At 71.7% G+C, this 25,238-nt stretch carries 15 protein-coding genes and 4 pseudogenes; 10 read left to right on the top strand and 9 right to left on the bottom strand.

The features are described 5' to 3' along the window. Window positions 1-147: 147 nt before the first annotated feature. Window positions 148-864 (bottom strand): hypothetical protein, encoded by a 717-nt coding sequence (locus ACF089_RS06915; RefSeq protein WP_392022842.1) that lies wholly within the window; start codon window positions 862-864, stop codon window positions 148-150. A 469-nt stretch (window positions 865-1,333) separates the two neighbouring features. Here ACF089_RS06915 and ACF089_RS06920 point away from each other — a divergent pair, with 469 nt between their 5' ends. Next, complete coding sequence (locus ACF089_RS06920) at window positions 1,334-2,938, top strand: histidine decarboxylase (protein ID WP_392022845.1); 1,605 nt, start codon at window positions 1,334-1,336, stop codon at window positions 2,936-2,938. 328 nt (window positions 2,939-3,266) lie between these two features. Here ACF089_RS06920 and ACF089_RS06925 read toward each other — a convergent pair whose 3' ends face one another. Beyond that, window positions 3,267-3,512, bottom strand: coding sequence for a hypothetical protein (locus tag ACF089_RS06925; RefSeq protein ID WP_392022847.1), 246 nt, complete (start codon window positions 3,510-3,512; stop codon window positions 3,267-3,269). Between the two features lie 375 nt (window positions 3,513-3,887). Between ACF089_RS06925 and ACF089_RS06930 the strand changes: the two genes are divergently transcribed. Both ACF089_RS06930 and ACF089_RS06935 read left to right on the top strand, forming a co-directional pair. After that, the gene (locus ACF089_RS06930) at window positions 3,888-10,163 is read left to right on the top strand and encodes a LamG-like jellyroll fold domain-containing protein (protein ID WP_392022850.1); all 6,276 of its coding nucleotides are present in this window, start codon (window positions 3,888-3,890) and stop codon (window positions 10,161-10,163) included. A gap of 6 nt (window positions 10,164-10,169) precedes the next feature. Continuing rightward, window positions 10,170-11,333, top strand: coding sequence for a hypothetical protein (locus ACF089_RS06935; RefSeq protein ID WP_392022852.1), 1,164 nt, complete (start codon window positions 10,170-10,172; stop codon window positions 11,331-11,333). 710 nt (window positions 11,334-12,043) lie between these two features. On the opposite strand, the gene ACF089_RS06940 is transcribed toward ACF089_RS06935, so the two are convergent. The 4 genes and pseudogenes from ACF089_RS06940 to ACF089_RS06955 all read right to left on the bottom strand — a co-directional run. Next, entirely contained in the window at window positions 12,044-12,841 is a 798-nt protein-coding gene (locus ACF089_RS06940; protein ID WP_392022855.1) for a serine protease, read from the bottom strand. A 164-nt stretch (window positions 12,842-13,005) separates the two neighbouring features. Further along, window positions 13,006-13,161, bottom strand: a complete 156-nt coding sequence (locus ACF089_RS06945; RefSeq protein ID WP_392022858.1) for a hypothetical protein — start codon at window positions 13,159-13,161, stop codon at window positions 13,006-13,008. 96 nt (window positions 13,162-13,257) lie between these two features. After that, window positions 13,258-13,632 carry a tail fiber domain-containing protein gene (locus ACF089_RS06950; RefSeq protein ID WP_392022860.1) on the bottom strand — a complete coding sequence of 125 codons (375 nt, stop codon included), beginning with the start codon at window positions 13,630-13,632 and terminating at the stop codon, window positions 13,258-13,260. 584 nt (window positions 13,633-14,216) lie between these two features. Further along, window positions 14,217-14,702: pseudogene (locus ACF089_RS06955) on the bottom strand (transposase); the annotation flags it as partial. On the opposite strand from ACF089_RS06955, the pseudogene ACF089_RS06960 reads away from it, so the two are divergent. Together ACF089_RS06960 and ACF089_RS06965 are read left to right on the top strand one after the other, a co-directional pair. Beyond that, window positions 14,703-15,149, top strand: a pseudogene (locus ACF089_RS06960) (alpha/beta hydrolase); the annotation flags it as partial. An 882-nt stretch (window positions 15,150-16,031) separates the two neighbouring features. Next, on the top strand, window positions 16,032-16,346 hold the full coding sequence (locus ACF089_RS06965; protein ID WP_392022863.1) for a hypothetical protein: 315 nt from the start codon (window positions 16,032-16,034) through the stop codon (window positions 16,344-16,346). A 403-nt stretch (window positions 16,347-16,749) separates the two neighbouring features. Here ACF089_RS06965 and ACF089_RS06970 read toward each other — a convergent pair whose 3' ends face one another. Further along, window positions 16,750-17,055 carry a hypothetical protein gene (locus tag ACF089_RS06970; RefSeq protein ID WP_392022865.1) on the bottom strand — a complete coding sequence of 102 codons (306 nt, stop codon included), beginning with the start codon at window positions 17,053-17,055 and terminating at the stop codon, window positions 16,750-16,752. Window positions 17,056-17,347: 292 nt separating this feature from the next. Between ACF089_RS06970 and ACF089_RS06975 the strand changes: the two genes are divergently transcribed. Continuing rightward, a complete protein-coding gene (locus ACF089_RS06975) occupies window positions 17,348-17,632 on the top strand; it encodes a hypothetical protein (RefSeq protein ID WP_392022867.1) in 285 nt (94 codons plus the stop codon). A gap of 114 nt (window positions 17,633-17,746) precedes the next feature. On the opposite strand, the gene ACF089_RS06980 is transcribed toward ACF089_RS06975, so the two are convergent. Continuing rightward, entirely contained in the window at window positions 17,747-19,138 is a 1,392-nt protein-coding gene (locus tag ACF089_RS06980) for a sporulation protein (protein ID WP_392022869.1), read from the bottom strand. Window positions 19,139-19,607: 469 nt separating this feature from the next. Here ACF089_RS06980 and ACF089_RS06985 point away from each other — a divergent pair. The 4 genes and pseudogenes from ACF089_RS06985 to ACF089_RS07000 all read left to right on the top strand — a co-directional run. After that, window positions 19,608-21,077 (top strand): annotated as a pseudogene (locus ACF089_RS06985) (asparagine synthetase B family protein); the annotation flags it as partial. Between the two features lie 182 nt (window positions 21,078-21,259). After that, window positions 21,260-21,559: pseudogene (locus ACF089_RS06990) on the top strand (NUDIX domain-containing protein); the annotation flags it as partial. 210 nt (window positions 21,560-21,769) lie between these two features. Beyond that, the gene (locus ACF089_RS06995; RefSeq protein WP_392023417.1) at window positions 21,770-23,089 is read left to right on the top strand and encodes a UDP-glucose dehydrogenase family protein; all 1,320 of its coding nucleotides are present in this window, start codon (window positions 21,770-21,772) and stop codon (window positions 23,087-23,089) included. Between the two features lie 445 nt (window positions 23,090-23,534). Continuing rightward, complete coding sequence (locus tag ACF089_RS07000; RefSeq protein ID WP_392022871.1) at window positions 23,535-23,936, top strand: cupin domain-containing protein; 402 nt, start codon at window positions 23,535-23,537, stop codon at window positions 23,934-23,936. 116 nt (window positions 23,937-24,052) lie between these two features. Here ACF089_RS07000 and ACF089_RS07005 read toward each other — a convergent pair whose 3' ends face one another. Next, window positions 24,053-25,018 (bottom strand): hypothetical protein, encoded by a 966-nt coding sequence (locus tag ACF089_RS07005; protein ID WP_392022874.1) that lies wholly within the window; start codon window positions 25,016-25,018, stop codon window positions 24,053-24,055. Window positions 25,019-25,238: the final 220 nt, after the last annotated feature.

Raw genomic sequence — 25,238 nt, forward strand, 5'->3', positions numbered from 1 at the left:
GCGGGCCGGTTCTCTCAGAGCCGGCAGCGAGGCCAGGCCGCCCTGAGCTGGAGCCGCCAGGCCGAACCGATGCCCGCCGGCGTGCCATGGCTCGGTCCGTTCACGGAATCGAGTCTCGACCGAACCCGGAACGGTTCACTCGGCGGTTCAGGAGGACGGCGCGTCCAGGTTCGGCTTCCGCCTCACCTCGGCCACGGACACGCTCTCGTCTTCGGGGGCGCCGAAGGGTTCCGCGATCACGCCTGTTCCGGTGCCGATGACGTCCACTGCCAGGCCGGAGCCCATGAACCGAAGGTCCACTCGGGCGCGCGGGTCGCCGCCGAGGTCGGGCATCTTGTGGATGCGGTCGGCAGGGTATCCGGCGGCGATAATGGTCTGCTGAAGTGTGCTGTAGGTGGTGTGCGGCTCTCCGGCTGCTTTGGCGGTCAGGCGCTCGGCGTGCTTGGCGGCGGCGCACTTTTCGATTTCGCCGAGTTCGGCTTCCTGTGGTGGGCCGGACTGCATGGGCTTGTCGGGCATCTCGCCTGACTCATCGACGGGGATGGGTATGTCGCCGTTCGCGTCAGGTGTCCCGGCGGGCTTGTCGGTGCGGGGGGCTGCACCGCTGGGGATGCCGCCGGGCAGTGTCCCGGGGTCTGGTGCGGCGCCGCTGCCGCTGGGGGCGTCGGGGGAGCATTGGCGCGCGAACTCGTTGAGGAGGTCGAGGAACCGCTTCTCGGCGGGCTGCCGGGCGGATAAGGCGGAGACCTGGGAGCCGACCGGGGTGGTGGATGTGGATGAGGCCGTCTGGGTGCCGCAGGCGGTCAGGGCGAGGGAGCCCGCAGCCGCTATGACGACGGACGCGGTGAAGCGAATTGATGGCATAGACGAATCTTTGCCGCACGCTCACCTGGGGCGCATGAGCATGCGTACTCATGGCTTGCTCACGCGCCAGTAGGTAGTCGTCGAGATCTGTGGGCCGATCGATCCCAGTGTCGGCGTACGCGCGAACGTCCCCACACGCGTACGGATGAACGTGGGCAGTTTCAGATGTGCCGCGCCTCAGTCCCCCGATTCCGTGGCGAGGACGACTCGGGCTTTCTCGGAGCCGACAGTTCTGTCCCCGTCACCTGTGTTCGAGGCTCCGAGCGATTCGCTGTTCAAGCCTGGCCCGGCAGGCCGGCCACTCCCTCATTCGCATCGCGTCCGGGCGACCGGCTGCCAGTCCTCCCGATCCCTTCGCTCGCCACGGGGTCGTCGCACTCTCTGCTTTCATGCAACTCCCACCACATCGAAGGGCACGAACGCAATGACCGACACAATCCCCGGCGCGACCGGGGCACCGTTACCGCCTTTGTCGGACGCGGACTACCGTCTGGGCACCGAGCCCTTCACCGAGGAGCGCCGGACGGCGGTGCTGGACCGGCTGGAGGAGCATCTCGAACGGCACCGGGCCCGGATGCTCGGTTACCAGGTCAACCTCTCCCTCGACGGACACGCGGACCTCGGCCGCTTCCTGCGCCACCACATCAACAACGCAGGTGACCCCTTCGTCGACGGAAGCTTCACCCTGCACTCCCGCTGGCTGGAACGCGCGGTGCTCGACCACTACGCCCGGCTGTGGCACGCCCCGATGCCCGAGGACCCCACCCGCCCCCGGAACGACGACGCCTGGGGATATGTCCTGTCCATGGGCAGCACCGAGGGCAACCTCTACGCCCTGTGGAACGCCCGTGACTACCTCGACGGCAACGCCCTCGTCCGCGACGAGATCTCCGGCGAGGCGAGCTGCCGCACCACCTACGTCCGGGCCCGGCACCCCGACGACAACCCCAACGCCTACTCCCCGGTGGCCTTCTTCTCCCAGGAGACCCACTACTCCCACATCAAGGCCATGCGGGTCCTGGACATCCCGACCTTCTACGACCTGGGCGGCAGCCTCTACCCCGGTGAGTGCCCGATCGACCTGTCCGGCACCGGCATGCGGACGTACAACGGCTGGCCCCTGGGCGGCGTCCCCACCACCGGCGGCGACGAGGGCCCGGGCACGGTCGACATCGACGCTCTCGTCCCGCTCGTGGAGTTCTTCGCGGCCAAGGGTCACCCTGTCCTCGTCAACTTCAACGTCGGCAGCGTCTTCAAGGGCGCGTACGACGATGTGGCGACCGCCTGCGCCCGGCTCCGGCCGGTCTTCGAGGCGTACGGTCTGGTCGACCGCACGGTGCGCTTCGACCCCGACGACCCGGAGCGGACCAGCGTACGGAACGGGTACTGGGTGCACGTCGACGGCGCCCTCGGCGGTGCCTACGCCCCCTACCTGGAGAAGGCCCGCGACGCCGGGCTGGTGGAGAGCGCACCGCCGGTCTTCGACTTCCGGATCCCGGAGGTGTCCTCGATCGTCACCAGCGGGCACAAGTACCCGGGGGCGCCGGTGCCCACCGGCATCTACCTGTCCCGCGCCGGATCCAAGCTGCGCCCGCCGTCCGACCCGGCGGTCGTCTCCTCACCGGACAGCACCTTCGCCGGCTCCCGCAGCGGCTTCGCCTCCCTGGCGATGTGGAACCACCTCGCGCGGTTCGGCGAGGAGGAACAGGTACGGCAGGCCGCCGAATCCCTGCACGTCGCCGAGTACACGGCCGGCCGGCTCAGGGAACTGAGCGCCCTCCTCCAGGAGCGCGGTGAGCCCTGGGCGGAGGACGGCATCGAGGTCGGACACGGCGACCACGCGCTCAGCGTCTGGTTCCAGCAGCCCCGGGCCGGGATCACCGCGAAGTACACCTTGGCCTGCGTTCCCCTCAGCCGCGACGGACAACGACACGACTACAGCCATGTCTACGTCATGCCCCATGTGACCCGGGACCTCATCGACGAACTCCTCACCGACCTCGCCCGCCCCGGAGCGTTCGACCGCACCGCCGAGGAAGGAGCCGTCCGCCCGCCCCTCCCCGGACAAGGCTGACCCGGCACACTCGGGCCGACGACACCGACGCCCCCACCCAGCCGGACCGGGCGCGGGACGGGCCCCACACAGCGGTGGACCGGCCGCACCCGGCCAACGGGTACGCCCGGTCCACCGCGGGTCGCGGGTCGGCCCGCGAACACGGCCCGGCAGGTGACGCGCCGATGACGACGGTGAGGCCGTAGATCCTTGTGACGGTGGACCCGAAGGTCAGCGGGGCCGTGGACGCCGGGCAGCGCGAGCGCGGCCCGGGAGTGCGCTGCGGTCGGGGCCGCAGGAACGTCGAGACGAACCCCCGGACCAGGGCGGCGATACGCACGGGCACGGGTCAGGAGACCGGCTTGATGTCGTGCTTCACCTCACGATTACTCATGATCAGCCCGATGTCGTCCGGTACCCCGGCGGCGTTGCGGTTGTAGTTCGCGCGGGCCCGCAAGCGGTGAACCGGCCGTTCCCGGACAGCAGGGTCAGGCCGGCTCCGCCGCCGGGACAGCGCCCGGCGGGCGTCGGTTCGGGTGCCGATGCCAATGCCGATGGTGAGGCATCGACACGATGATCGATAGATATGGGCCATCGGCGTTGCGCGTAGCATCCTGCCGGCCCGGTCGGGCCTTCATTCGTCGTTGCAGCAGGTCAGTCGAGCCGGCGGGGCCGGCAAGCCATGTGGGTCAGGATGACGTACCGGAAATCCCGACACTCCGCCATGATCCGCACGTAGGTGCGCGGGTCGCTCCCCGCGAACCGCCTGATCAGGTGCGTTGGTCGGAGTCGAGTGAGTTGGCCGTTGACAGCGTGCCCCGTCATCGGGTGACGCCGTCCGCCGGTGGGCACGTCCGGTGGGCGGCGGCCCGCCCCTGACTGAAACCACTATCTGGTTGCGATGGTTCACTTTCCGTAGCCTCCGGGGTGTCTGTCACTGCGTATGGACACAGCCGAGGGGAGCGGGTTGATGAGTGTCAGCGACGGTGTGGTGAAGGTCTACAGCGACCGTACCTACATCTCCACCACGGTGATCCGTCATCAGGGAACGACTGTGGCGTTCGCGATGGACGAGCGGCGCCGCATCGTGTACTCGGTCCTGGCGCTCGACGCGTACGACCCTGCCCGGGGGGAGTCGGACGCCGCCTACTGGACCGAGGACCCGCTGGAGCTGGCCTTCCCGGACGAGCTCGTCCGGGTCGGGTACGCCGCGCTCGGTACCGTGACGATGCCCCAGGTCAAGAAGGGCGGACGGGTCGAGGCGGAGCCCGGCCAGGTGCTCGCCCCGCAGGAGGGCGACGGGTTCTTGTCCAGCACGGCGCGGCTCACCGCCGCTGTCCCGTTCCAGGTGCTGTCGGACGGCACCTACGTGGTGGTGCTGCGACAGTCGGTGCCCGCCGGGCACCCGGACGCCGTGCGCGAGGCGGCGCCCGGCCGGGCGTCGGGAGGCGGGGCCGGGTCCCCCCTGGTCGACTCGGCCCTGTTGTGCGACCGCTTCGTCCTGGTCGGGGGCGTGCTCAAGCCGGTGCGGGAGATCCGCTACCGGCGCAGCCGCAGCAAGGACCGGCCTGACTCGGCCAAGGACAGCCTGGGCAGCACCGACATGGAGGGCCGTCCGTTCCGCGAGCCGACCCAGGTCCTGGGCTTCGTGCGGAACCTGAGCGAGGGGCGGTTCACGGCGCTGCTCGTTCCCACCAGTGTCGCGGGCGCGAGTCGCTGGCAGTTCCTCAGCCTCAACACAGCCACCTCCCGGATCGACGCGCTGAGTGTGGAGCAGGGCCGGGACGGGCTGTTCAACACCCGGGGCAACCGGGCCTGGACCAGCCCCGACCCGGCGTACCGGAGCGCGGTGTACGAGCGGGAGCCGGGCACCTGCCCGTTCACGGGTGCACCGCTGGTGCCGCTGGTGTCGGGCTCCGGCTTCGGGGAGACGGCGCTGCGGCTGGCCGGGCCCGACGCGGCGGCGACGGTCACCGGGGCGCCGCGCGGGCCCGAGTCCACCGTCGAGGTCTGGTTGCGGCCCGAGCGGGCGGCGGCCACCACGGTGTACGCGGACGGGTTCGTGCTGGAGCTGACCGAGGACGGCGTGCCCCGGCTCGGCGGCGCGGACACCGTCGTCACCGGTACCCAGCCCCTGGCGGCGGGTGAGTACGCCCACCTCGCCGCCGTCTTCCGCAACGGCACGGCCACCCTCTACGTGGGCGGACTGCCCTGCGGGAGCGGTCCGTTCACCCCGCCGGACGGTACTGGCGCCGCGGTGCTCGGCGGCGCCGGGCGGAGCACCGCGTTCGACGCCGACGAGCTGCGGATCTGGGACCGCGCCCGGGCGCAGGACGAGCTGCGGCAGGACCGCGGTCACCGGCTGGTCGGGGACGAACCCGGGCTGGTCGGGTACTACCGCTTCGACGAGGCGTCGGGTGCCGTGGCGCACGACCAGACGGACCACGCCCGGCACGCCGCCCTGACCGGGGCCGTGTCCTGGGTGACCTCGACGGCCCCGGTCGGCGAGCACGCGGGCATCCGCCGGGACAGCTTCTCCTTCGCCGGCCGCACCGTCCTGTCCGCGCCGTCCGCAGTCCTCTACCACCAGCAGGAGGCGCAGGCCACCGGGTACCGGGGCGAGCCCAAGCCTGCCAAGCACCAGGCCAGGGTGCTGCTGTCCTGCGCCACCGGCGACGCTGCCGCGCCGGAAGCCGAGCCCCGCCTCGCCGTGCTCGACCTCGCCGTCGGCGCCGACGGCCGGCTCGCGCAGGTCGCCGACGTCCTGACCCTTCCGGAGCTCGCCACCCGCGAGCACGAGGACCTGGACCGGCAGAGCGCGCTGGAGCAGCGGGTCAAGGGCCTCCAGGCCGAGATCGCGGACCTGCGGTCCCAGTCCGTCACCCTCACCGCGACCTCCGCGGGCATTCCGGACCAGGAGGCCAGGGTCGCCACCGCACGGCAGACGCTCACCGCGGCCGAGGCCCAGTGGGAACTCCAGCGCGACAATCCCGCCGACTGGGACAATGCCCAGCTGCGCTTCACCAGGGCCGACGGGCGCACCTTCTGGATCGGCCCGCAGAACAACACGCTCTCCCACGAGAACCCGCTGGTCGGCTGGGACACCGCTCCCGGCAACAGTTACTGGCGGTTCATCAGCACCAACATCCGGGACGGCAGCGGCCGCCGGGTCTACCTGGTCCGCCTCGTCCGGGGCGGCTACCAGATGAACGTCCACGGCGGCACCGGCGCGGACAACAGCTACGTCCAGCTGTTCACCAACTCCAGCGACTGCTACCCCAACGAGCTGTTCGCCGTGGCCCCGCAGTCCGACGGCACCTACCAGCTCATCGCCAAGCACAGCGGCAAGACGCTCTGTCTGCGATCCGACGGCGGCGGCCGGCTGACCCAGTACACCAGCTCCACCGTGCTGGCCAGCGGCGAGGGCCGGTGCCGGATCGTCCGGACCTCCTTCTCCGGCGCGGACACCGCCCTCGCCACCGCGCGCACCGCCCACGAGAGCGCCCAGGCGCAGCTCACGGTGCTGCAGGCCGCCCGTGAGCAGCTCAACACCGTCACCCTCCGGCTCGCGGTCCGCGAAGCGGCCCTGGGCTCGGCGCAGGAGGAGCTGGCCCGGTTCACCGCCGGCCTGTCCGGAGCCGACGACCTGACGGTGGCCGTCGCCCACCTGGGCACGGACGCCACCGGGCTCGGCGCCGCCGGCGGACTGCTCTCCTTCGCCCGCAGCTCCTCGCGACCCTTCCTGATGGACAGCGCCACCGGCCACGTCGCGCTGTACTTCCGCGGTCTCAACGACCAGTTCTTCGCCGCCTACTACGACACCAAGGTGGTGCGCGGCAGCAAGACCCTCGGCAGCGGGGACGGCGCGCTGCTGTTCACCGCCCGGGACGCCGGGGTGAACCTGGCCGGGGCGAGCGTGAGCGTCGCCGCGGCGCCGGGACAGCCGGGGCTGTGCGACCTCACCATCGACCTGCCCGGCGACCGTGAGGTCTGGCACGGCCTGCCCCGGCGGGCGGGCACCCTGGTCGACGTCCTCTCGGGCGCCACCGCCGTACCTCAACTGCTCGGTACCGCAGCCGAGTCCGGCCTGGGCGGCGTCTCGGAGGAGCCTGGCGCCGGGAGCGTGCTCGCTCTGGCGGCCCCGCTCCGTGCGCCGATCGCCGCCCCCGCGTACCTCGCCACCGCCGACGGCGTCCGGCTGCTCACCGAGTCGGCCCCGGCCGGGGCCACCGCGCTGCGCCTCGACCGGCCCTGCCGGCCCGCGCCCGGCTCGCCGGTACGGCTCGTGCCGTACGACCCGGCGCTGGCGTCGGCCGAGCGGCCCGGCGCGGACCTGTCCCGCGGCTCGCGGCTGGTCACCGTCGCGGCGGTCTCGGCCGACGCCCGGATACAGGACGGCACCGCCGCCGACGCGGTCCTCGGCCAGGGCTGCCGCTGGCGCGGCTCCTCCCCGGGCCGGGCCTTCGCCTTCGACGGCGCCGACCAGCACCTCGCCCTGCCCGCGGCCGCGCTGCCCACCACGGCGACCGCCTCGGACGTCACGGTCGAGGCGTGGGTCAGCCCCTACCGGGCCACCCGCAAGGCCCGGCTCGTGCACGCCGCGAACGACGCCGACGCCCCGTACAGCCTGGTGCTCGCCGATGCCACTGCCCGCACGGCGGTGGTCTTCGACGGCGCAGACGACCAGGTGTCCGTCGACGGCCTCGCCCCGTCCGACGGTCCCGTGACCGTCGAGCTGTGGGCCCGGCGGGCCGTCGCGGCGCACACCGCGCGCGAGGCGGTGCTCACCTACGGCGATGCCGCGCTGTCCCTGCAGTACGACCAGGGCGGGGCCTTCAGCTTCGCCCTGGGCGGCGAGGTCCTGACCACCGCAGCGACGTTCACCGACACCGACTGGCACCACTGGGCCGCCGTCCTCGACCCCGCCACCGGCACCCAGCTGCTCTACCGGGACGGCGTGGAGGCCGCCCGCCGCAGCACGACCCGCGCCGTCACCGGCAGCGGACGGCTCGTCCTCGGCGGCGGCTCGTTCCGTGGCGCCGTCGACAGCCTGCGGGTGTGGAACCGCGCCCGGACGGCCGACGAGATCCGCGACCTGATGCGGCAGAACGTCGCCAGCGGCCTGCCCGGCCTGCTCGGCTCGTGGACCTGCGGGGACCAGCAGTTCCTGGACACCTCGGGACACGCCCGCCACGGCATCTTCGGCGGCACCCCGCAGCCGGGGGAGTCCCACGCGAAGGGCTACCGGGTGGTCTCCGGGGTCGGCGAGCGCGCCGTGCGCAGCCGGGACGTCTTCCCGGCCGGCGAGTGGGCGCACATAGCCTCCGCGTACGAACAGGCCTGGGCCGTCCGGCTGGACGGCTCGTCCTGGCTGGAGGGCGGTGCGGAGGAGAGCCTCGGTCTCACCGGGGACCTCACCCTGGAGGTCTTCGGCACCCTCGACCGCCTCGGCACCACCCAGGGCCTGATCTCCCGCGGCCGGCTCGGCGGCGACGAGCACGTCCCCTACCAGCTGTCCGTACGCCCGGACGGCAGGCTGGAGTTCGCCTTCGAGGAGGCCGCCTCGCTCCTGGGGGCGTCCGGTCCGGTCGCCCGGCGCTTCGTGTCGACCGCCACCGTCCCCGCCGGCCGCTTCACCCGGGTCGCCGTCGTGCGCAGGGCCGGCCGGGAGACCGTCGAGCAGCGCGGCACCCGGCAGTTCGCCCTCACCGGCGCGGACGGCTCCACCACCACCCAGACCGTGGACGTCGTCCAGGGCGTCGACGTCAACACCTGGGACGACATCACCTTCTACATCGACGGCACACCCGCCGGGACCTCCCGCTACCAGGGCCCCGGCGTCGAGAGCGGCAAGGGCGTCCTGGAGATCGGACGCGTCTGGCAGGGCCTGCGCACATACGGGGCGCGCGGCGTCCTCGGGGAGGTCCGGATCTGGAACAAGGCCCGCGACGCCGCCGCCATCGGTACCCCGGTCTCCGACAACGACACCGGTCTCGTGGCGCGGTTCACCTTCGAGGAGAACACCGGCAGCACCACGACCGACACCACCCGCGCCCACAGCGCCCGGCTGCGCGGCGCCACCTGGACACGGGACACCGACGCGCGGGCCAGCGTCTTCCGCCTCTACCGCAACGGCACCCCGCTGGCCGCCGAACCGCTCGACGCGGCCGACCCCGACAGCCCGACCACGTACGGACAGCGGCAGTTCACCCTCGGCGCCCGGCTGGAGGGCACCACGGTCACCGAGGCCCTCGACGGCACCCTGGAGGAGGTCCGGGTCTGGCGCACCGCCCGCACCGCGGAACAGATCAGCGACAACCTCTTCACCCGCCTCAAGGGCGACAAGGAGGACCTGCTCGGCTACTGGCCGTTCGACCGGGACTCCACCTCGGGCGGCACCGACGAGGTCCGAGACATGGGCCTGCGCGGCAACCACCTGCGGCCCGGCCCCGGCGCCGCCCCGGACGTGGTCCTGTCCACCGCACCGGTCTCCACCGACACCGCGGCCGTGCGCTCCGCCGTCTCCGGCGTGCGCACCCCCTTCCACGAGACCATCGCCGAGGCGCCGGCGGCCGGCGAGTACGCCGACATGCAGTTCGCGGCCGACGGCACCGCCACCGGGGTCATGAAGCGCGCCTACTCCTACCTCACCGAGCAGGGCCGCTGGCGCCTGGTCACCGGCTACAAGGTGGGCGACCTGATCAGCGAGTGGGTCAGCCAGATCCAGTACGACCCCCAGCTCGTGGGCTACGTCGAGGGCGCCCCGCCCGTCCCCTCCGAGAACCTCACCGGCCAGGGCAACGACTACCGGGGCGCCTCCAGCGTCGAGTTCACCACAGCCGACGCCGTCACCGAGTCGCTGTCCTCCTCCCGCGACCGCAGCGTGGACACCGCCTTCCACTTCGCGTTCAAGAACACCTACGACGCAGACACTCTGCTCATCCTCGCCCCGCTCGGCATCGGAACCGCCAAACCCGCCGTCGAGGGCGGCGCCGTCCTCAGCCTGGACAGCACCCTCGAGTTCACCAACACCTGGACCGACGCGACCACCCTCTCCCAGTCCACCGACACCGCGCGGGCCACCCGCGTCGCCCTCACCGGCCACTGGGAGGATCCCGCCCGCCTGCTCAACCCCGCAATCGGCCGCCGCTACCAGCCCGCCAACACCGGCTTCGCGCTCGTCCAGTCACTGACCGCCGACGTCTTCGCGCTGCGCCTGGCCCACACTGGCGCCCTCGTCGCCTAGCGGATGATGCCCAACCCCGACATTCCCAGGGACTGGAACATCGTCACCTTCCCCATCAACCCCCAGTACACCAAGCAGGGCACCCTGGACGGCGGGGTCGGCTTCGACGAACGCGGCAAGATCCTCGACCCGGCCTACCCGAACGCCCGACAGTACGGCGAGTACAGCTACTACAAGCCGCGCGAGGCCTACACCCTCAAGCGCGCCATCCAGCGCCGCCAGCAGCAGCAGCGCAGCTACTACGAGAGCGTCTCCACCGCCACCGGCACGCCCGACCCCGTCCAGGAGCGGGCCGCGAAGATCGCCGAGACCTTCGTCGGGCCGATCGGAGACAACCGCAACGAGAGCGCCGGAAAGGCCGCCGCAGACGGCGCCACCGTGCGCGACCTGGCCAACACCTACGTGTGGACCGCCGACGGCGGCTTCTTCGCCGAGACGACCACCACCACCGACTCCGTCTCCGAGACCACCGCCGGCTCCTACACCGTCAAAGACATGGCCACCGTCGGCGTCGAGTTCGGCTTCGAGGTGTTCGGCATTGGCGTCGGCGCCCAGCTCGACGCGAGCATCGGCGGCAGCCACAGCGTCACCCGCACCCGCTCCCGCGACGCCTCCCGCTCCTACGCCCTCGACGTCACCTGCAACCCCTCCGGCGACCTCCAGGCCTACAGCGCCGACGGACAGGCCCGCTTCGACCCCGACGGCAGCCCCCGCAGGGTGCCCGGGAAGGTCGACGCCTACCGGTTCATGAGCTTCTACCTCCACGAGTCCGGGGACAACTTCGACGACTTCTTCCACAAGGTCGTCGACCCGCTCTGGCTCGCCAACTCCTCCGCCCCCAACGCGGCGGCGCTGCGCCAGACCCAGCAGTCCGACCGCAAGCCACCGTGCTGGCGCGTCCTGCACCGGGTCACCTTCGTCTCCCGCGTCCTGCCGCCGGTACCCGGCGCCGACGCACCGCCCCTGGAACAGGAGCTGATCCGCGCCGACATCGCGTCCAACTACGAACTCGTCCGCCGCCTCGACCCGTACGTCCGCCAGGCCACCGGCAGCACCACCGCCCTCGCCGAGGCCGTCCGCGCCGCCCTCACCGCCCACCTGCCGCAACTCCTGCCCCACGAAGCGGCCATCCGCCGGTTCCTCGCCGACTACTACGACGTCACCGAATGACACCGACTCGTGACGGCACACCCGGGCCCTGCCGGCGGACCCCGCCGGCAGGGCCCGGGTGGCGTGGAGGCGCGCCCCGGCCGAGCCCACCGTCCCACCCGGACTCCGCGCCGCCCTGAGCGACCTGCGACGGGCAGCCCCTGGCTCCAGAGGGCGTCGCTCTCCATGCGCTCGTCGATGGCGGCCGACGGCAACCAGGTCCTCGTTCCGGATGTGGCTTCGGGTGTGGTGGCGTGCGGTCAGTACGGTGGTGTGGCTTGCCGCTGTTCGGGGTGGCGCAGGCGGCGGGAGAGTTCCTGGACGGCGGCGATCGGCCCCGGGGACCAGCGGTGAGCGCGCCGTACATCGCGTCATGTCCACGCTGGCACTCGTCGATCCGTGCGACAACCCGCGGGGTCGCCGTGATGCGGCAGTTGACGAAACCGGCCGGCTGCCCGGGGCCGGCCGCCGCTCTCCGACCTCGGGGCGGAACGCAAGGCACCCCTTCTCCCGGTCCGTGCCGCACCGTCCCGGCCGAGCCCGCAGTCACGCACCCGCGGAAAGCCCGCGTGCCCGATGTTCGGCTCAGCCGGGGTGCGCGCCGGCCGGGGTGGCGTGACCACCGCGGCGTTGGTGGCCCGCGGGTTCGAGGGTCCGGGTTCGTCACGCTGGCCGGGGAGGCCGCCGGGCCCCGCCGCCCCGGTGGTCGCGGACCGGTCGGGGTGTGCGGTTCAGATGCCGGTCTTGGCGGTGATCCAGGGGCGGTGGGCGGCGACGTTGGTGTAGACGGCGGGGAACCGGTTGCTGCAGACGGAGTGGCCCCAGCTGACGATGCCGAGCACTCGGCCGTTCTGGGCGAGCGGGCTGCCGCTGTCGCCTTCGCAGGGTGTCAGTCCGGTGGCTTTGTCGAAGGTGCAGACGTGGGCGGTGGTGATGTTCTCCAGCCAGCGCGCCCGGCACTCGGCCAGGGGGAGGATGGTGACGGTGGCCTGCTGGAGGGTGTTCGGCCACGGGCCGTTGCCGCTGAGCTTTCCCCAGCCGGTCACCGTCGCGCTCCCGCCGGGGTACGCGGGCGGGTCCGGGAGGGCGATCGGCTGGACCAGAGGGGTGTAGACGATCGGCGTGCTCAGCTTCAGCAGCCCGATGTCGTTCGGGACGCCGGAGGCGTTGCCCTTGTAGTTCTCGTGCCGGATCACCTCCTGCACCCCGTAGGCCGTGCCCGTCGGGTCGATGGTGTTCGACCCGACCACCACCCGTATCCGGTCGGCCCTGGCATTCTCCAGGCAGTGGGCCGCGGTCAGCACCCACCGCTCGCCGATGACCGACCCGCCGCACCCGGGCTGCCAGCCGCCGGAAACCCGGGAGTGGAGCAACACCTGATACGGGTACGCGCCCGCCGGGGCGTCCGTCCCGCCCACGATCGCGGACGCCGGCCCCGCACCGCCACCGATCAGCCCGGCCGTCACCAGCACCGCTCCCAGCACCGACGCCACCACCCGCCCGAACCGGCCGCTCCCGCGCACCCTCATGCCGCCACCCCTCGCCCGACGCTGCACCCCCTTCTGCAGGGGGTGCGATCGTTTCGGAGCGTGGCGGTCAGGTACGCGGGCCGGCAAGCGGTGAACCGGCCGTTCCCGGACGGCGGGACCGGCCGGGTCACCGCAAGGCATGGCCGGCCCGGCGGGGCGCCGGTTCAGGCGCCGATGCCGATGGTGAGACTGAAGATCTCGCGTACGGAGGTCCCGAACGTCACCAGGGTCACGGACCCGAGCAGAGCGAACACGGACGCGGAAAGCACGGACGCTGGGAGTGCGGTGGCCGCTGTCGCGGCGCGGCGGATGGCGGTCATGGACGGGTCCTTGTCACAGGTCTTGGGTGGGCGGTCAGAGTGGGGTGATCACGGGGCCGAGGGCGTAGATCAGCGCGATGATGGCGTCGGTCAGGGTCATGGAGTCCTCTTTCCGGGTTCGGGTTCGGTGGTGTGGGCGCAGCGGCAGGGTGGTGGTGCGGCCTGTTGTTCTTCGAGGTGGCGCAGGCGGCGGGAGAGTTCCTGGACGGCGGCGATCAGCACGCCCTGTCCGTCGACGACGTCGATGGTCGTCTCGCGGCGGCCGTAGCCGAAGGCGGCCCGCCAGTCCTGGGCCATCGGGCCGATGTGCAGGGTGTCGGGGTCCCAGTCGTACCGCCACTCGCTGACGGGCAGCTCGTCCAGGAGCGCGAGGATCTGCGTACGGGTGAGGGGTTCGGCCCGCTCGGTCCTCGGGGGCCGGGGCCTCAGGAACGTCGAGGCGAACCCCCGGACCAGGGCGGCGATACGCATGGCGGACTCCGGCCGGCGACGGTGCTGGAACCGCTCGCCGGTGTGCTGAGTGTCGGGACGGGTCAGCTGAGGGGCTTGATGTCGTGCTTCACATCGCGGTTGCTCGTGATCAGGGGCACGATGATCGGCTCAAGGGCGTCGACAATCCGCCGGACTGCTTCGAGCACGTTCATGAGAACTCCACGGTGGCACAGAGGTGATCGGTCGATCGTCATTCCATCAGCCCGGCCCGGCCGTTCGCGGGGAAAGATCACAAGTGATCGCCGGTGGCCGGATTCGATCATGCCCTGGTGGGCGAGAAGGCCCCATCCCCGTCCCGCACCAGGTGCATGCCCGCACCACGCCGGCCACCCGTCGCACCGGCGGGAGCCGTGTCCGTCAGCCGGGGCCGGACCGCGGACCGCCCGCAGGGCGCGGCCCCGAAACCATCCGGCCGCCGACGGGACGCGCCACGGACCCCGCCTCGCGTCCCGCGCCGTCGGACACGGCACCCCGTCCGCACCCGGCCTGAGCCGGGCTGCGGCAGGCGCATCCCGTCCGCAGCAGCCCGTCGACGCACCGGGGGAGTGTCTCTATGGGTTTCGTCAACCTGTGGGGGTGGGCTGGTGGTCGTAGGAGGTGCCGTCGCGGAGCATCGCGAACAGCACGTCGGCTCGGCGTCTGGCGAGGCAGAGGAGGGCCTGGGTGTGGTGCTTCCCCTGGGCGATCTTCTTGTCGTAGTAGGTCCTGGACGCCGGGTCGGCCAGGGCTGCGAACGCGGACAGGAAGAAGGCCCGTTTGAGCTGCTTGTTTCCACGGCTGGAGGGTTGTTCACCACGGATCGACGATCCGGAACTGCGGGTTGCCGGGGCGAGGCCGGCGTAGGCGGCGGAGGGGAAGTTGCTGCCGACGTCGACGAGGATGCGGGCTCCGGTCCTGACGCCGATGCCGGGCATCGAGGTCAGGACCTGGCCAAGAGGGTGGGCCTCCAGCAGTTCCTCGATCCGGCCGGCCAGGACTTTCCGCTGGTCGAGCACCGCCTGGAGCGAGCTGGCGAGGCTGGGGACGATCAGCGCGGCGGCGTCCGTGCCTCGGCGGCGGTCGGCTACCACCTCGTCCTGATGGCGCAGCCGCCGGGTCTCCCGGAGGCGATGATCGCAGGCAGCGCGGACGCGTTCTTCGGCTCGTTCCTCGACGCCTGGGCCAACGACCCGGCCACCGTGCCCGAGGACGTACGGGCCGCATACCTGCGCGCGAGCGCCGGGGCAGTGACATCGATCGTCGCGGACTACCGGGCCTCGGCGGACATCGACGTCGCGCACGACCAGGCGGACCTGGACGCCGGGTCGCAGCTGTCCATGCCCGTGACGGTCGTCCAGCAGGACTGGGGCGCGCAGCTCGGCTACGACGCTGCCGCGGTGTGGAAGGCGTGGGCGCCGGACCTGGATCACCGGCTGACCCGCGCCGGGCACTTCATGGCCGAAGAGGCACCCGACGAGATCGCTGCCGCCGCGATCCGGGGCCTGCTGGCCCGCTGAGCTTCTTGCTCTCGACGCGTCGGCGCACTCCACACCGCCACCGGCATCGAAGGCCAAACCCCGCCAGTGATCACTGGCAGCGTCGCCTGAACGAGCCCTGGCGGCCGGGCCCCGAGCGGGATCCGACCCGCACACCGCAGGCGGCCGGCAGTGCTGCGGCCAGGCGGCCCCTTCGGCGTCACGGGCGTCGTCCGGCCTTCCGGATCCGAGACCGGCGTCTCCAGTGCCGGACGGCGCGCAGGACCCACAGCCACCACGCCCACCGGCTCCACACCCGTCCCGTCCACCGCCGCAAGCGGCCGCGCCGCAGCCGGCGCCCCCGGCTGCGCGGGTACCTGCTCGACCGCTGTCCCATCCGGCCTCCTCGTGTCGGCTCCGCCCTGCTGCGCACCCACCGGGCCGCTGTCGCGCCCGCGGGGCACGGGCCGGGTGCCCCGGGGCAGGGGTGGTCCGTCTCCATCAGCCCAGCCGCCGGGATGAACCGCAACCGGAAAACCCTGGAAGCCGGACAACACCGGCGCAGACCGGACACCGCCCGTCCGCTGGGGAAGCGGGCTGCGCCGCCCCGGGCGCTCGGCCGCCGGCGAGGGGCCCGCAAGAGTTCGCCCCGCCGCATGGAGGACCACCCCAGCACCCCGGCCCGGGCGGCCCTCTCGTACGGTTCCGCCCCCGTCAGCCCCTCCAACCCCTCGCGCGGCGACCGGGCGGAGGGGCCGCGCCTCTTCGCTGCATCCGCCGCTCGCCCCGCCCCGGCCACTCGCCTCCCGCGCGCGGCCGTGCCCCGCACGGGGAAATGGCGGAAGCGGCGGATGTCCCGCGTGCCCGGAGGCCGCCAGGCGCAGGGGTTCCGCCGATGTCCAGGCCCACGCTCACGGCCGGGACGTGCCCGGCGTCGACGGCCTCCCGGGCCAGGCGCTGCTCGTCGTCGTGGAGGCGGGCGGCGCGGGCGCGTTCGGCGAAGGCGGCGTTGTCCGGTTCGTCCTCGTAGCCGTGGACGACTTCGATGCCGTCGGCGAGGAGTTCGCACCGGCTGAGGGCGGCGGCGGTGCCGGGGGTGCGGCGGGCGCATGGTTCGTCGCCGCCGAGCGGGTACTCGGTGAGAAAGACTGCCGCGCCGGCGCTGAGGGGTTTCAGTTCCTGCTGCACGTAGCGGCCGAGGACATCCTTGACGGGGTGTCGGGGGCGAGGTTCGGGTAGCGGGCCAGGCGGGTGGGCAGGTCGCCGAGGGGCTCGGTGCGCGAGTCAGTCCCGAGATGGTCGCGGATGCGATCGGCGACGGACATCCGCACCGGAGTGTCAGGCAGGTGCGGGGCGACGAGCTCCCCAACCAGGGCGAAGAGGCACTCGAAGGTCTCGTTCGCGGCGTTGAGGTCGTCCGCCGTCGCGCTGGGCGGGGGCGGACGGCCCCGAGCTGGGCTTCCAGGGCGACGGGGGCGACCACTTCGACCAGGCAGCGTCCCGTGGATCAGATGGTCGTTTGATCCGATGTGGGTTTCAGCGGGTTTCAGGGGTGGGTTGAGCGAGGAAGGTTGGGAGCGGGTCCGGCATCTGTTGCCGTCGGATCCGCCGCGCGGTGGTCGATGGCGGGACCACCGGCCGGTCATCGCTGCCAGGGAAGCGCCTCGACCGACGCGATGTCACCCGCCGCCAGTAGCCGGAAGAGTCGGAGAATCTCCTCGCGGGTGACCTTGATCATTTCCACGGGAGCCACCGAGCCGTCCTCTATGTTCTCCCAGATCAGCAGACCGCTGCGGAAAGCACTGAGGCACCACCCGCTCTCATGCGACAGCGACACGTCGGGATGCTCGTCATCGGCGCTCGCCAGGCCATCCAGCACCCGCCTCATCGCCTCCGGATCATGTTCATCGACCGTCCCGCCCATGACGTCGTACATGAAGTAGCTCATGGGCCAATTACCTCACGCAGTGATCCATAGGACACTGCCCAACCCCGGAGACGCTCCGACGGCAAGTCGGACAGTGGCAAACGAGTTCTGCCGCGCGGGTGGCCGGTGGGAGAGGTCCCTCCGCCCGCCGGACCGAGGGCCGGTCCCGTCGGGGGTTCGTCACCCAGGCGGTTTGCGCAGGATGCGCACCTCACCGGCATCGCGGTCGCCGAGCAGGAGGAACAGGGCGGGCCGGGCATATCTCCCACGCCATCTCGCCGTATGTGCGGTTCTCGATGACCGCCCGGTCCTGGTGGGTGTCGTCGGCGACCTCGAAACGCCGGGACGCCGGGCCGTCTTCGACGAGCGCGTCCGCACGGAGACCAAGCAGGTCCCGGAGACGGAGAAACAGCTGCGGGGGACCGTCGCCAAGCTCAAGGAGACCATCGCGAACCAGCGAGCCGGGTTGGAAGAGCTCCGCCGGCCGGCGACCAACCTGACCCTCGCCAGCGCCGTCCTCACCGTGAGGCCGGACGCGCCGGCGGAGCCCGCCCCCGCACCGGACAACGTCATCCCGTTCCGTCCGCCCATCAGCTGAGCCGACGGCCAGGCTCAGCCGTCCCCGACTCGAACAGACGACTGAGCATATAAGTCGGAACGCGGCTGGGGACGTTCGCCGGCACTTCCCCCTCGAGGAGGGGGAAGTGCCGTCTCAGGCGGCGATGCCGAGTTCGGTGCGGGTGCTGTGGATGAACTCGCGGACGGCCGGCTCCCGGCGCCAGGGGCCGAGGGCGGTGCTGAACTCGCGGACGTAGTCCTTGGCCCGGGAGGACTGGACGCGGGCGAGGACGTCCACGGACCGGTTGCCGAGCTCCAGGCCCTGGTCGAGGTCGCGGGCCTGGAGGTGGGCGGTTCCCACGATCGCCAGACGCATCCCGACCGAGCGGGTGAACGCCCCCGACGGCATGGCGGCGGCCTGTTGGTTCCAGGCCAGGGCGGCCTTGGGGTTCTTCAGGTCCCGGAAGACCTCGGCGGCGTCCGCGGAAAGGCGGGCGTGGTGATAGAAGTCGATCCAGGCGGGCTCTGAGTCGCTGGAAGCCTCCGCCTGACTCAGGAGATCCTCGGAGGCGGCCAGGGCCCGTGAGGCGGCCCTGGCATCCCTTTCGCGAGCATGGGCACGGGCCTCGATCAGCTTGGTGAACGCCAGCACCCTGGGGGCGGCCTGCCCCTTGGCCCGCTCGAAGGCGCCCTGGGCCATGTCGACAGCCTCGGAGCCGAAGCCCCGCAGTAGTGACTGCATCGCCATCGTGGTCAGGACATAGCAGCCCAGCTCGACGTCCCCGCCCGCGCGGGCCAGGCGGAGAGCCTGGATGAAGTGCCGCTGGGCGAGATCGTGTTGGCCGACGTCGAAGGCAGTCCAGCCGGCCAGCCGCGACAGCTCGCTGGTGACGGAGAACAGGTCGCGGCCGACCTCGTCGGAGAAGGAGCCCCGCAGCAGCGGGGCGGCCCTCTCATGGAGGCAGACGGTGACGGAGTTGGCCTTCCAGTTCCCGCCGCCGTATTTGGAGTCCCAGCGGCGGGCCTCATCGGCAGCGTCGCGGAGTTCTTCCAAGTCGGCCCGGCCGACCTGCTTGCCGCCCTTGTGGTCGGCGGCCTCGTCGGCGGGGGTGACCAGCCAGCGGGTCACGGGGTTGGTGAACGCGGACACGGCGAAACCGGATCCGGTCAGGAAGTCGCGGCGATTCACGAAACTCCAGAACGACGTGGCCACTCGGACCGCATCAGCACGGTCCCGCGGGAAATCCAACCCCACATCCGTGTCCGGTGTCTGCGCATCGCCCATTCCGATTTCGCCGAGCGCCACCGGACGGCCGAGACGTTCGGCGATCGCCTGGGCGAGGAGGTTCGGCACCGGCCACTTGGGGATCATGCCCCGCCGGCACCAGTTCGCGATGGAGGTATGCGAGTAGTCGGTCTCCAGCCCGGCCGGCTGGGCGAGCTGGTTGACCCGCAGGGCCAGAGATTTGTGGCTCGCTCCGCAGGTCTCGATGAGCCGGGCCAGGTCCACATTGGGCGGCCGCTTCCGACGGCTGGTCGACGCCACCAGAATCCCCTCTTCCACCAGGTCGGCAACGGGATGAAGCCGCTGACGAGGAAACGCCACGGGGCCGGTTCGCGCGACAGGCATTCAGTCGCACGGCCTCCGGCCGGGTCAGGGAAGCACGGCTGTCCTCCGTCTCATGGGACACCGAGGGTATTGCCCTGCGGACCCTGGGTGAACCGCTTTCGCGAGTCGTGAGCCCCCCTGCGAGCCCTCCCCGGCATCCGGTCCCGCCGGGTGTGATCAGGGCACAGGCCGCCGCCGGGACGCCAGGAACGACTCCCGGCGGCCGCCGCCAGGTGCCACGACTTCACGCTCGGGGGTGAACCAGATGTGCGGAATCGCAGGACTGGCCGGAGGCGACGCCGTCCGGCACGAGAAGACGGTCGCCGCGATGGGCGACTCGCAGCACTACCGCGGCCCGGACGGCACCATGCACGCCGCTGCCCGGGACGGGCGGGCGGTGCTGGCCATGAACACGCTGCTGATCGTCGCCCCGCGGGCCATGCCCGGCCCCTGCCTGGATCGGGCCACCGGCGTCCTGCTGGCCTTCAACGGGGAGATCTGCAACTGGCGGTCCCAGGCGACGGCCTGGGACATCGAGATCGGCGAGAGGGAGTCGGACGCGCACTTCCTGCTGCGGGCCTGGGCCAAGATCGGCCCGTCCTGCCTGGACGGCCTGGACGGCATGTTCGCCCTGGCCGTCTACGACCCGCGGGTCGCGAAGCTGTTCCTGGCCCGCGACCGGCTCGGGGAGAAGCCGCTCTACCGGCGCCTGGACGGCGGCCGTCTCGCGTTCGCTTCCGAGGTGACCACGCTGACCAGCTACGCCCCGGCCCCGCTGGTCTTACGGCCGGAGGTCACCGCGATCGAGACCCCCATCGGTGACGACACTCCGTTTCAGGGCATCCAGCTGCCGGCCCCGGCCACGCTGCTGTCCTTCGACGTCACCACCGGCTCGATCGACCAGATGACCTGGTGGCACCTGGAGGACCGGTCCCCGTTCACCGGCACCTACGACGAGGCCCTGGCGAAGTTCTCCACGATCCTGGCCGACCAGATCCCGCTCAGGTCCCCGGCCTGCGACTTCGCCCTCCTCCTCTCCGGCGGGCCGGACTCGGCGGTGCTGGCCTACCTGATGCGGCCCCCGGTCTGCGTCACCGTCCGCTACCCGGGCCAGGACCGGCTGGACGAATCGTCGACGGCGGCGGTCATCGCCCGGGACATCCAGGCCGAGCTGGTGGTGGTCGAGCCCGACCACGTCGACTTCACCCGGGCTCTGCCGCACATGATGCGGGCCCTGGACTACCCGATGGGCAACGCCAGCACCTTCTCGGAACACAGGGCCTACCGGAAGATCGCCGACCTCGGCCTTCGGGTCGTAATCGGCGGCCTCGGACCGGACGAGTTCCTGATGGGCTACGTCCGCCAGGCCCTGGTCCTCTTTGGTCCCGACGCCGTCCTGAACGCCGGCCCGGACGCCTACCGGCCGCTGGCCGCCAAGCTCATGCACGCCGCCGACGAACCCCTCGACCCGGCGAAGGCCGTCACCCGGCTGATCCTGCGGGGCCCGGACCCCGACGGCCGTCTCCGCGATCTTGTCGCCGACGCGATGGCCCGCGCGGGCGGTGACCTGGCCCGCGGCCTGACCCTCGCGGACCTGGCGACGGCCTGGAGGCCGCTGGTGATGACCAGCGACAATCGCGCCTCCGCCTGCGCGCTCGAACGCCGTTCCCCCTACCTCGCACGGGACCTGGTCGAGTTCTCCTACCGGCTGCCGGTCGAGCACAAGATCACCGACCCGGCCCAGGGCAAGCGGATCCTGCGGGACGCCGCCAAGGCCCTCGGCCTACCGAAGGAGGTCTGGGCCAGCCGGGACAAGCTCGGCTTCGCCTCGCCGGTCCCCTCCCGGCCCAACGACAACCTCGCGGCCTGGGCCGACACCCGGATCCGCATGGCTCTTACCGACGCCCCGCCCGCGTTCCGCCCCCTCCTCGAGGGGGGTGAAGCCCGGCGGCCGGTTCGACCGGACCCGCATGCAGGCCCTCATGACAGCTGCCTGGCTTTCGGACCAGACGGTGAGGGCTGCCGCATGATCCCCAACTCGCTCACTACGGGGAGGGGATGCACTCCGAGACCACCGCCGCCGATGAGCGGGCCGCCGCCCGCGGAGCCGTCGCGATCATCACCAACCGCCGCGGCGAACTCCTCCTCCACCTCCGCGACGACCTCCCCGCCATCGCCTGGCCCGACCACTGGAGCCTGTTGGGAGGTGGCTGCGACCCCGGCGAGGCCCCGGCCACCGCGATCATCCGCGAACTCGACGAAGAAGCCGGCCTCACAGCCGACTCGCTGACCGAACTGTTCGAAATCCGCGACGAGCACGGCTCCGGGCAGATCATCACCTTCTTCGCAGGCGTCTGGGACGGCGACGAGGCCCTCCTCCCGCTCGCCGAGGGCGTCAAGCTCCAGTTCTTCGCCCCGAGCACCTCGGCATCCTCACGATCCCGCCCTACATCCGCGACGGGATCTACCGCCATCCGGCCGCCAGGCCCTCCTGATCACCCCGCCCTTCCGGGCGGGGCAAGGGTGGGGCCGCCAGCGGCGGCCCCACCCGAAGGGACGACCCCGCTCATGAAGATGACCGTCATCGGATGCGGCTACCTCGGCGCCACCCACGCCGCCTGCATGGCCGAACTCGGCCACGAGGTCCTGGGCATGGACTCCGACATCGACAAGGTCCACACCCTCAACTCCGGCAAGGCCCCGTTCTTCGAACGCGACCTGGACGACCTCCTCGCCAAGCACACAGAGTCGGGCAGGCTGAAGTTCACCGACTCCTACCGGGAGGCCGCCGAGTTCGCCGACCTGCACTTCATCGGGGTCGGCACCCCGCCGCAGCCCGGCACCGACGCCTACGACCTCACCCACCTCTTCGACGCCGTCACCAAGCTGGCACCCGGCCTCACGACCCCGGCCGTCATCGCGGTCAAGTCCACCGTCCCGGTCGGCACCGCACCCCGCGTCGCCGAACTCCTTCGGGACATGGCCCCCGCCGGTGACCTCATCGAGGTGGCCTGGAACCCGGAGTTCCTCCGCGAGTCCTTCGCGGTCGATGACACCCTCCGCCCGGCCCGGCTAGTCCTCGGCTTCAACAGCGACCACTCCTGGGCCGAGGCCCTGCTGCGGCAGGCGTTCGCCAAGATCATCGAGTCGGGGACGCCGACGATCGTCACCGACTGGGCCACCGCCGAGCTCGCCAAAGGCGCCGCGAACTCCTTCCTCGCCACCAAGATCTCCTTCATCAACGCGATGGGCGAGGTCTGCGAGAAGTCCGGCGCCAACGTCGCCGAGCTAGCCGACATCCTCGGTCACGACCACCGCATCGGCCGCCACGGCATGCGGCCCGGCCTCGGCTTCGGCGGCGGCTGCCTGCCCAAGGACCTCAGCGGATTCATCACCCGCGCCGACGAACTCGACGCCGGCGAGGCCGTCGGCATGCTCCGCGAAGCCGCCGCCGTCAACGCCCGCCGCCGCAGGCGCGTCATCGACCTCGCCCGCGCGGAACTCGGTCCCGACCTGCGCGGCAAGCGGATCACGGTCTGGGGCGCCGCCTTCAAGCCCGAGACCGACGACATCCGCGACTCGCCCGCCCTCGCCGTGGCCCAGGCCCTCCACGACCTCGGCGCGACCGTCACCGTCACCGACCCCAAGGCTCTGGACAACGCCCGCAAGCTCCACCCCGGGCTCGACTACGTCGAGGACCCGATCACCGCCGTCGATGAAGCGGACCTGCTGCTGCACCTGACCGAGTGGCCGCAGTACTCCCACATCGACCCCAAGCGGCTCGCCACCCGCACCCACAGCCCCAAGGTCATCGACGCCCGCGGCACTCTCAACACCGGCCAGTGGCGCGACGCCGGATGGAGCGTCCGCGCCCTCGGACGCCCCTGAGCCGCGGTTTCGTCGCACGGCCCGTGACGCCTCCCCAATCGGCGCACGCGGCCGGGGGCCACGCCCGAGCCGTCAACGGCGCGCTGGCGATCACGGAAGCGATGGCACACTGATGGGCTCAACTTGCCCATCGCGCCCGGGGGATCACCTGAGTGCGACACGAGGCCACCGCGACAAGTAGGTCAGGGAAGGAGTCGGACATGACCTCCGGTCAGTGATCGAGACCGGTCCCCATCCCCGGGTGCGTCGCTGGCAACGGTGGGGTGCTGAGCACGGGGACTCGCGCCCGCCGAAATGAGGTAGGCCAGTCCGCGACCTGCCGCGATCCCATGACCACCGGCACAGAGTCAACCGCTGTGCCCCAGGGCCGCACATTCCGCCTCCCGGACGGATGCTTGCGGAGTGGATTCCCTGCATACGGGATGAATCGTGCGAAATTTGAACCATGGACGCAGCAGGTACGAACATGGTCGTCAGGGATCTTCTACACCTTCCCGATCTGCGGATCCCGAAAGGCTCGCACGCGATGCTCCAGCACCTCGAACTCCCCCCGGGCGACCCGGGCCTTGGCCCTCACCGGCACTCTGGGCCGGTCTTCGGGTACATGCTGGAGGGTGAGATGCTCTTCGAGCTGGAGGGCGGAGCACCGTACCCCATCAAGGCGGGAGAGGCGTTCTGGGAGCCGGGGGGGGGCGACGTCATCCACTACCGGGTCGCCAATCTCCTGGCCGACAGGCCGAGCAGCTTCGTCGTGGCCATGCTCTGCGCACCCGGCGTCGAGATGATCACCATGGTTGGTGACGAGGAGCTGGCCGCGAAGGCCGGCGAACGGACTCCCTGGCCCTGAGACGCCGGAACCAGGCCCCCGCCCGACGCTGCCCGGGAATCTGCGGGCACTGCCCGACCGTGCCGGCGAGGGCCGGTCATCACAGCGGGCGGGCCTGTGCGGATCCCGGGCAGAGGCTACCGCCCGGCTCCAGGGACCAAGGTGCGGGCGTGCCAGTACACGGCGGTGGTGGCCGCGGCGACCGCCACGGCCAGGGCGGTCAGCGCGATACCGGTCGCGCTGTCCGGGGAGGTGAAGGGCTGCCCGCGGTGGGCCTGCCAGGTGAGGACGCCCGTCAGCCCGAGGCACAAGCCGGCGGCGATGAAGACCAGGGTGGTGCGGTGACGGGGGCCGAGCACGCGGGGGCCGAGGGTGAGCAGCAGGCCCAACAGGATCAGGACCTGGAGGGAGTGGACGCCGAAGAAGTGCGGGATACGCCAGTCCCCGCCGACCGTGCTGAAGTTCGTGACCGGCCACCCCGGGCCGCCGTCGGGCGGGCCGACCGTGTGCGCGCCGACGTACGGCATCTCGCCCGTCAGGTCGGCGGCGGCCTCCTGGGCGGGTGTGGACTGCACCATCAGATAGACGGCGACCATGCTCACGGTGACCACGATCATCCCCAGCCGCAGGGCCCAGGCCAGCGCCGGCGGCTCGACGCGCCCCCGCAGTAGCAGGAACACGGTCACCAGGCCGATCGCCAGCAGCACCAGTGAGGCCAGCAGCATGACGAGGATCCTGGTGCCGGTGACGACGCTGGTGAAGTTGAAGTGACTGGTGGTCCCCTCCGCCGCCGCCCAGGTGCCCCCCACCCCCTCGACAGCCACACAGAAGACCGCCGTCCAGGACATCACACTCACCAGACGGGCGTGGCCCCGGGCGAAGGACATCAGCCAGATCAGCGTGACGGCGAACAGACCGAAGGAGAAAGCGAACCGGGCGGGCTTCGCCCACGCCGGCTGCCCCGTGATCACCCGCCCGTCCACCACAAGCCCCACCAGCGCGACCACCAGGAACAAGCCGCCGACCACCACCGTCGCGACCATGGGCGCATTGACCACCCACAGCCTTCGCACCAGGGCCCGCGGCCCGGACACCTCCACCACGACTCCGCCATCCCTCGGCAACCGGACTGCTGTCCATGCTCCCGACAGGACTGATCAGCCGACCGCCCGCACCGCGGTGGGGTCACCCGACCGGTTCGCGAACCTCCACCACCTGGCCCACCAAGGAAGGAACCCCGCCCGGCGCGGCACGCGCATGGACGCGGTTCGACCATCAGCGCCGGCCACGAACATGATCAAGTCCTTAGCGCCGACGGCTGTA

This window comes from Streptomyces sp. NPDC014894, assembly GCF_043080985.1.
In the GTDB taxonomy this organism is placed as follows: Bacteria; Actinomycetota; Actinomycetes; order Streptomycetales; family Streptomycetaceae; genus Streptomyces.